The sequence below is a fragment of the Enterobacter cloacae complex sp. P2B genome, from assembly GCF_014895985.1.
In the GTDB taxonomy this organism is placed as follows: domain Bacteria; phylum Pseudomonadota; class Gammaproteobacteria; order Enterobacterales; family Enterobacteriaceae; genus Enterobacter; species Enterobacter bugandensis.
Window position 1 is genome coordinate 64,898 of record NZ_JADBQQ010000019.1, and the last position, 7,581, is coordinate 72,478.

General features: G+C 57.7%; 11 protein-coding genes. 10 read left to right on the forward strand and 1 reads right to left on the reverse strand.

The features are described 5' to 3' along the window. Nucleotides 1–43 precede the first annotated feature (43 nt). The 4 genes from rsmE (at nucleotide 44) to ruvX (ending at nucleotide 2,793) form a co-directional block, all read left to right on the forward strand. Nucleotides 44–775: a 16S rRNA (uracil(1498)-N(3))-methyltransferase gene (gene rsmE / locus IM313_RS17120; protein ID WP_192971637.1), complete on the forward strand. Its 732-nt coding sequence runs from the start codon at nucleotides 44–46 to the stop codon at nucleotides 773–775. A gap of 19 nt (nucleotides 776–794) precedes the next feature. After that, the gene (gshB, locus tag IM313_RS17125) at nucleotides 795–1,742 is read left to right on the forward strand and encodes a glutathione synthase (RefSeq protein ID WP_041908326.1); all 948 of its coding nucleotides are present in this window, start codon (nucleotides 795–797) and stop codon (nucleotides 1,740–1,742) included. Between the two features lie 74 nt (nucleotides 1,743–1,816). Continuing rightward, nucleotides 1,817–2,377 (forward strand): YqgE/AlgH family protein, encoded by a 561-nt coding sequence (locus tag IM313_RS17130; RefSeq protein ID WP_028014368.1) that lies wholly within the window; start codon nucleotides 1,817–1,819, stop codon nucleotides 2,375–2,377. Continuing rightward, nucleotides 2,377–2,793 (forward strand): Holliday junction resolvase RuvX, encoded by a 417-nt coding sequence (gene ruvX / locus IM313_RS17135; RefSeq protein ID WP_021242076.1) that lies wholly within the window; start codon nucleotides 2,377–2,379, stop codon nucleotides 2,791–2,793. Before IM313_RS17130 ends, ruvX begins: the two co-directional genes overlap by 1 nt. Before the next feature lie 9 nt (nucleotides 2,794–2,802). Here ruvX and IM313_RS17140 read toward each other — a convergent pair whose 3' ends face one another. Continuing rightward, a complete protein-coding gene (locus IM313_RS17140) occupies nucleotides 2,803–3,783 on the reverse strand; it encodes a type IV pilus twitching motility protein PilT (protein WP_041908325.1) in 981 nt (326 codons plus the stop codon). 17 nt (nucleotides 3,784–3,800) lie between these two features. Here IM313_RS17140 and IM313_RS17145 point away from each other — a divergent pair, with 17 nt between their 5' ends. The 6 genes from IM313_RS17145 to IM313_RS17170 all read left to right on the forward strand — a co-directional run bounded on the left by IM313_RS17145 (nucleotide 3,801) and on the right by IM313_RS17170 (nucleotide 7,517). Further along, a complete protein-coding gene (locus IM313_RS17145; protein WP_047367421.1) occupies nucleotides 3,801–4,502 on the forward strand; it encodes a YggS family pyridoxal phosphate-dependent enzyme in 702 nt (233 codons plus the stop codon). 21 nt (nucleotides 4,503–4,523) lie between these two features. Next, complete coding sequence (locus IM313_RS17150) at nucleotides 4,524–5,090, forward strand: YggT family protein (RefSeq protein WP_045260768.1); 567 nt, start codon at nucleotides 4,524–4,526, stop codon at nucleotides 5,088–5,090. Then, nucleotides 5,087–5,383 (forward strand): DUF167 family protein YggU, encoded by a 297-nt coding sequence (gene yggU / locus IM313_RS17155; protein WP_014885193.1) that lies wholly within the window; start codon nucleotides 5,087–5,089, stop codon nucleotides 5,381–5,383. Before IM313_RS17150 ends, yggU begins: the two co-directional genes overlap by 4 nt. Before the next feature lie 3 nt (nucleotides 5,384–5,386). Further along, the gene (locus IM313_RS17160) at nucleotides 5,387–5,980 is read left to right on the forward strand and encodes an XTP/dITP diphosphatase (RefSeq protein ID WP_010435473.1); all 594 of its coding nucleotides are present in this window, start codon (nucleotides 5,387–5,389) and stop codon (nucleotides 5,978–5,980) included. Then, a complete protein-coding gene (hemW, locus tag IM313_RS17165; protein ID WP_192971636.1) occupies nucleotides 5,973–7,115 on the forward strand; it encodes a radical SAM family heme chaperone HemW in 1,143 nt (380 codons plus the stop codon). Before IM313_RS17160 ends, hemW begins: the two co-directional genes overlap by 8 nt. A gap of 63 nt (nucleotides 7,116–7,178) precedes the next feature. After that, a complete protein-coding gene (locus IM313_RS17170; RefSeq protein WP_028014373.1) occupies nucleotides 7,179–7,517 on the forward strand; it encodes an endonuclease domain-containing protein in 339 nt (112 codons plus the stop codon). Nucleotides 7,518–7,581 lie beyond the last annotated feature (64 nt).

The following is a 7,581-nucleotide window of genomic DNA, read 5'->3' on the forward strand; positions in this document are numbered from 1 at the left end:
ACGGCAATTCGCTTATACCGCATGACATATGGAATTTTTGACTATGCGCATTCCCCGCATTTACCACCCTGAACTGATTACCGCAGGCCGCGAAATCGCCCTGTCTGACGACGCCGCTAACCACGTTGGCCGCGTGCTGCGCATGGGGGCTGGCCAGGCAATACAGCTGTTCGACGGCTCTAATCAGGTTTTCGACGCGGAAATCACGCGGGCGGATAAAAAAAGCGTGCATGTGAATGTCTTGCGCGGCGAAGTGGACAACCGTGAATCGCCGCTGCACATCCACCTTGGGCAGGTGATGTCGCGCGGAGAAAAGATGGAGTTCACCATTCAAAAATCCATTGAGCTGGGTGTAAGCCTCATTACGCCACTTTTTTCCGAGCGCTGTGGCGTTAAACTGGATGCGGAACGTCTGAACAAAAAGATCCAGCAGTGGCAGAAAATCGCCATTGCGGCCTGCGAACAGAGCGGCCGCAACCGTATTCCGGAGATCCGCCCGGCGATGGATCTGGAGGACTGGTGTGCAGAAGAGGATAGCGGGCTGAAGCTCAATCTTCATCCGCGCGCCAGCGCCAGCATCAATACGCTGCCGCTGCCCGTTGAGCGCGTACGCCTGCTGATTGGCCCCGAAGGCGGCCTGTCGGCGGACGAAATTGCGATGACGGCGCGCTACCAGTTTACTGATATTCTGTTGGGACCTCGCGTTCTGCGCACTGAGACAACGGCACTCACGGCCATAACCGCGCTACAGGTACGGTTTGGCGATCTGGGTTGAAGTATTAACGGAGAAGAACATGATAAAGCTCGGCATCGTGATGGATCCCATCGCAAACATTAACATCAAGAAAGATTCCAGCTTCGCCATGCTGCTGGAAGCGCAGCGTCGTGGCTATGAGCTCCACTATATGGAGATGAACGATCTTTATCTGATCAACGGTGAAGCCCGCGCACGCACCCGCATCGTTAACGTCGAGCAGAACTACGACAAATGGTACGAATTCGGCACCGAGCAGGACATTGCCCTGGCCGACCTCAACGTTATCCTGATGCGTAAAGATCCGCCGTTTGACACCGAATACATCTATAGCACCTACATCCTTGAGCGTGCCGAAGAGAAAGGGACGCTGATCGTCAACAAGCCGCAGAGCCTGCGCGACTGCAACGAGAAGCTTTACACCGCCTGGTTCTCTGACCTGACGCCGGAAACGCTGGTCACCCGCAGCAAAACGCAGCTGAAAGAATTCTGGCAGAAGCACGGCGACATCATCATGAAGCCGCTGGACGGCATGGGCGGCGCGTCTATTTTCCGCGTGAAGGAAGGCGACCCGAACATTGGCGTGATTGCCGAAACGCTGACCGAGCTGGGCACGCGTTACTGCATGGCGCAAAACTATATTCCAGCGATCAAAGATGGCGATAAGCGCGTGCTGGTCGTGGACGGTGAGCCGGTGCCTTACTGCCTGGCGCGTATCCCACAGGGAGGCGAAACCCGCGGTAACCTGGCGGCAGGTGGCCGCGGCGAGCCGCGCCCGCTAACCGAAAGCGACTGGGAAATTGCCCGCCGCGTTGGCCCAACGCTGAAAGCCAAAGGCCTGATCTTCGTTGGCCTGGATATCATCGGCGATCGCCTGACTGAAGTTAACGTCACCAGCCCAACCTGCATTCGCGAAATCGAAGCGGAGTTCCCGATCTCGATCACCGGAATGCTGATGGACGCTATCGAAAAACGTTTACAGAAATAAACTGTGACAGCGCCTGGGTTTATCCCCATACTGGGCGCTGTCGCTTTTTAAACCAGGAAACAGTACCTCTGACAATGAATTTACAGCATCACTTTCTTATTGCCATGCCTGCTCTCCAGGATCCGATTTTTCGCCGCGCCGTGGTTTATATTTGTGAATACAATGAAGACGGCGCGATGGGTATTATAATCAACAAACCGCTGGAAAACCTGCAGGTTGAAGGGATTCTGGACAAGCTGAAAATCTCGGCTGAAGCGCGCCTGCCGGAAATCCGGCTTGATAAACCGGTGATGCTGGGTGGACCTCTTGCCGAAGATCGCGGCTTTATCCTGCATACCCCGCCGGTATTCTCTTCCAGCATTCGCATCTCCGATAACACCGTGATCACCACCTCGCGCGACGTGCTTGAAACGCTGGGCACCGCTGAGCAGCCTTCCGAAGTGCTGGTGGCGCTGGGCTATTCGTCGTGGGAGAAAGGCCAGCTTGAGCAAGAGATCCTCGATAACGCCTGGCTTACCGCACCTGCGGACATGAATATTCTGTTTAAAACCCCTATTGCCGATCGCTGGCGTGACGCGGCAAAGCTGATTGGCATTGATATTCTGACCATGCCTGGCGTAGCGGGGCACGCGTAATGAGCGGCACCCTTCTCGCCTTCGACTTCGGCACCAAAAGCATCGGCGTCGCCGTGGGTCAACGGATCACCGGCACCGCTCGCCCGCTCACGGCGCTGAAAGCTAACGACGGCACGCCGGACTGGAACCTGATTGAGCGCCTGCTCAAAGAGTGGCAGCCGGACGACGTGATTGTCGGCCTGCCGCTGAACATGGACGGCACCGAGCAACCGCTTACCGCCCGCGCGCGTAAATTCGCCAATAAAATCCATGGCCGCTTTGGCGTCTCCGTGAAGCTTCACGACGAGCGTCTCAGCACCGTCGAAGCGCGTGCAGGCCTGTTTGAACACGGTGGCTTCCGGGCGCTCAACAAAGGCAGCGTAGACTCCGCTTCAGCCGTTATCATCCTCGAAAGCTACTTCGAACAGGGCTTTTAACGCAGGGGCCTACAGCCGCCCCTGTGCCCGTCTCTCCGCCAGGCTCTGGTCAAAGTTCTGCATTCCCGCCTGCTGACCGGTTTGAATGATGCCGGGCAGCTGCCACGTCTTCCCCTCACGAATCAGATTCGCCGCCGCCGCGGTGTTTACCAGCAGCTCGTACAGCGCGACGCGCCCGCCCTGAAGATCGGGAAGCAGCTTTTGCGCCAGCACTGCCCGCAGGCTGCCGGCCAGCTGGTTACGCACCGGATCTTTCTCCTGCGCCGGGAACGTATCGACCAGCCGTTCAATCGCCTGTGCTGCCCCGCGCGTGTGCAGCGTCGCCAGCACCAGATGCCCGGTCTCTGCCGCCGTTAGCGCCAGGCGGATCGTTTCGCTGTCGCGCAGCTCCCCCAGCAAAATAACGTCCGGGTCCTCGCGTAACGCACTGCGCAGCGCCTCTGCAAATGACGGGCTGTGCTGGCCTATCTCCCGCTGCTGAATCAGGCAACGTTCACTCTGGTACATAAACTCCACCGGATCTTCAAGCGTGAGGATATGGCCGTCAGTATGGCGGTTGAGGAAGTCGACCATTGCGGCCAGCGTGGTGGATTTACCGCTGCCGGTCGCTCCCGTTACCAGAATCAACCCGTTGTCGCTGGACAACAGTTCGGGAATAGCGCGCGGCACCCCAAGCGAAGGGAGCTGCGGACAGGAACGCGGTAACAGCCGCAGGGTAACGGAGATGCCCTTCATCTGCTTAAACGCACTGCCGCGCAGACGCTGGTCTCCTGCGACCGTCACGGCAAAATCGACCTGCCCGTTTGCCCACCATGCGCCCTGCTGTTCGTCGTTGAGCCACGCCTTTAGCAACGCCCCGACATCCGGCGGCGGAAACGGGGCCGGCTCAAGGCGGCCCAATCTGCGCCAGCGCGGTGGTGAATCACTGCACAGGTGTAGATCGGAGACGTTATGCTTTACACTAAGGGCCACAATTTCTTCCACATCCATAGACTACTCCTCGGAAAATGAACGACATTGCGCATAACCTGGCACAGGTCCGGGACAAAATCTCAGCCGCTGCAACGCGTTGCGGCCGTGCTTCAGAAGAAATTACGCTACTTGCAGTCAGCAAAACCAAGCCTGCGAGCGCCATCGCAGAAGCGATTGCTGCAGGTCACCGGGCGTTTGGCGAAAACTACGTGCAGGAAGGTGTGGATAAAATTCGCTACTTCCAGGAGCAGGAGACGTCCGATCTGCAATGGCACTTTATTGGTCCCCTGCAGTCGAACAAAAGCCGTCTGGTGGCAGAGCACTTTGACTGGTGCCATACCATCGACCGTCTGCGTATTGCTTCCCGTCTGAATGACCAGCGCCCGGCGGAGATGCCTGCGCTTAACGTGCTGATTCAAATCAATATCAGTGATGAAAACAGCAAGTCCGGCATTGCGCTGAGCGAGCTGGATGCGCTGGCCGCAGAGGTGGCCGCCCTGCCGCGCTTAACCCTGCGCGGGCTGATGGCCATTCCGGCACCTGAGTCAAGTTATGAAAGGCAGTTTGCCGTGGCACAGCAAATGGCTGTAGCATTTGAGGCGCTTAAAGCGCGCTATGAAACGGTAGACACGCTTTCACTGGGCATGTCGGATGATATGGAAGCCGCCATCGCGGCAGGCAGCACTATGGTGCGCATCGGCACAGCCATTTTCGGTGCGCGCGACTACACCAAATAATAAGGAAACCTGAGGAACGCCATGAAGACGTTGACTTTCCTGCTCTCAACGGTCATTGAGCTGTACACGATGGCGCTTTTGCTGCGCGTCTGGATGCAGTGGGCCCGCTGTGACTTTTACAATCCGTTCTCCCAGTTTGTCGTGAAAATCACGCAACCTGTTGTCGGACCGCTGCGCCGTATTATCCCGGCCATGGGCCCCATCGACAGCGCTTCGCTGCTGGTGGCGTTTATTCTGAGCGTGCTCAAAGCCATCGTGCTGTTTATGGTTATCACCTTCCAGCCGATTATCTGGATTGCCGCCGTCCTGATTCTGATCAAAACCGTCGGTTTGCTGATCTTCTGGGTACTGCTGGTGATGGCGATCATGAGCTGGGTAAGCCAGGGACGTAGCCCGGTAGAGTATGCCTTGATTCAGCTGGCCGAGCCGCTGCTGCGTCCGATCCGTAACCTGCTTCCGTCCATGGGCGGCATCGACTTCTCCCCGATGATCCTGGTGCTGCTGCTCTATGTGATCAACATGGGGATCGCCGAACTGCTCCAGTCTACGGGCGATATGCTGCTGCCGGGGCTGTGGATGGCGCTATGAGTGCAGTAAGCACCTGCGCCGACGGGCTGGTTTTACGGCTGTATATTCAGCCGAAAGCCAGCCGTGACAGTATTGTTGGGCTGCATGGCGACGAGCTAAAGGTCGCCATCACCGCCCCACCGGTCGATGGCCAGGCGAACGCGCATCTGACCAAATATCTGGCAAAACAGTTTCGCGTCGCCAAAAGCCAGGTCATCATTGAAAAAGGTGAACTTGGGCGGCATAAACAGGTAAAAATCCTTAATCCTCAATCTATCCCGACGGAAGTCGCGGCTCTGACAGAACAGGACTAAACCATGCAGAAAGTTGTTCTCGCGACCGGTAACGCCGGTAAAGTGCGCGAGCTGGCCTCGCTATTAAATGATTTTGGGCTGGACGTGGTGGCTCAGACCGAGCTGGGCGTGGAGTCCGCCGAGGAGACGGGCCTGACGTTTATCGAAAACGCCATTCTGAAAGCGCGCCATGCGGCGCAGGTAACCGGCCTGCCCGCGATTGCCGACGACTCCGGTCTGGCCGTGGATTTCCTCGGCGGCGCGCCGGGAATTTACTCCGCGCGCTATTCCGGGGTGGACGCCACCGACCAGCAGAATCTGGAAAAGCTGCTCGTGGCCCTGAAGGACGTTCCCGACGAACAGCGTACCGCGCAGTTCCACTGCGTGCTGGTCTACATGCGTCATGCAGAAGACCCGACGCCGATTGTCTGTCACGGCAGCTGGCCGGGCGTGATTACCCGTGAAGCGGCGGGCAACGGCGGCTTTGGCTACGACCCGATTTTCTTTGTCCCGACCGAGGGCAAAACCGCTGCGGAACTGACCCGCGAAGAGAAAAGTGCGATTTCCCACCGTGGACGCGCGCTGAAACTGTTACTGGAAGCACTACGTAATGGCTAATTTGCCGCCTCTGAGTCTTTATATTCATATCCCGTGGTGCGTGCAGAAATGCCCGTACTGCGATTTCAATTCGCACGCGCTGAAGGGCGAAGTGCCGCACGATGACTACGTCGCGCATCTGCTGGCCGACCTGGACGCCGATGTGCCGTACGCACAGGGACGTGAAGTTAAGACCATTTTTATTGGTGGCGGTACGCCGAGCCTGCTGTCAGGCCCGGCAATGCAGACGCTGCTGGACGGCGTGCGTGCGCGCCTGAACCTGGCGGCGGATGCAGAAATTACGATGGAAGCCAACCCCGGCACCGTTGAGGCCGACCGTTTTGTCGAGTATCAGCGCGCGGGCGTGAACCGTATCTCCATCGGCGTGCAGAGCTTTAGCGAGCCGAAGCTGAAGCGTCTGGGGCGCATTCACGGCCCGGAAGAGGCCAAGCGCGCGGCGAACCTGGCAACGGGGCTTGGGCTGCGCAGCTTTAACCTCGATTTGATGCATGGCCTGCCGGATCAGTCGCTGGAAGAGGCGCTGGACGATCTGCGCCAGGCCATTGCGCTGAACCCGCCGCACCTGTCGTGGTATCAGCTCACCATTGAGCCGAACACGCTGTTTGGCTCGCGCCCGCCGGTGCTGCCGGATGACGACGCGCTGTGGGATATCTTCGAGCAGGGCCACACGCTTTTGACCGCTGCCGGGTATCAGCAGTATGAAACGTCCGCCTACGCGAAGCCGGGCTTCCAGTGTCAGCACAACCTGAACTACTGGCGTTTTGGTGATTATCTGGGGATTGGCTGCGGCGCCCACGGCAAGGTGACCTTCCCGGATGGTCGCATCCTTCGCACCGCCAAAACCCGCCACCCGCGCGGATTTATGGAAGGACGCTACCTGGAGCGTCAGCACGACGTTGAGGCGGCGGATAAGCCGTTTGAGTTCTTTATGAACCGTTTCCGCCTGCTGGAAGCCGCGCCGCGCGCGGAGTTTTCGCTGTACACTGGCCTGGCGGAATCGGTGATTCGTCCGCAGATTGACGAAGCGCTGGCAAAGGGGTATCTCACCGAGAGTGAGGAATGCTGGCAGATCACCGAGCACGGCAAGCTGTTCTTAAACTCCCTTCTTGAGCTGTTCCTCGCCGAAGATTCCTGAAGGCTGATTCAGGATTTCGCATCCCGTTCTGCCGGCTAAGGGAAAGGCTGGCAGAGTATGGGGATGGAAAAATCAAAACAACTCCGTAAACAAATGACGCCCGAAGAGTTACGTCTCTGGTATTTACTCAGGGGACGCCGCTTCTTTGGCTATAAGTTTCGCCGCCAGATGCCGATTGGTGCATATATCGTGGATTTTGCCTGTTTTAAGGCAAAGCTGATTATCGAGCTGGACGGTGGCCAACATCAGAATAACGAAACCTATGATTCACGTCGTACTGAATTTTTGAATGCGAACGGCTGGGAAATACTACGGTTCTGGAATAACGAATTCAGGACAAACGAGGAGGAGGTGTTAATGGCTATCAGGCAACGACTGCGCTGCCTGATGCCCTCACCCTAACCCTCTCCCACAGGGAGAGGGAACAATTACACCCTCTCCCCTGGGGTGTACGGTCCGGGGACAT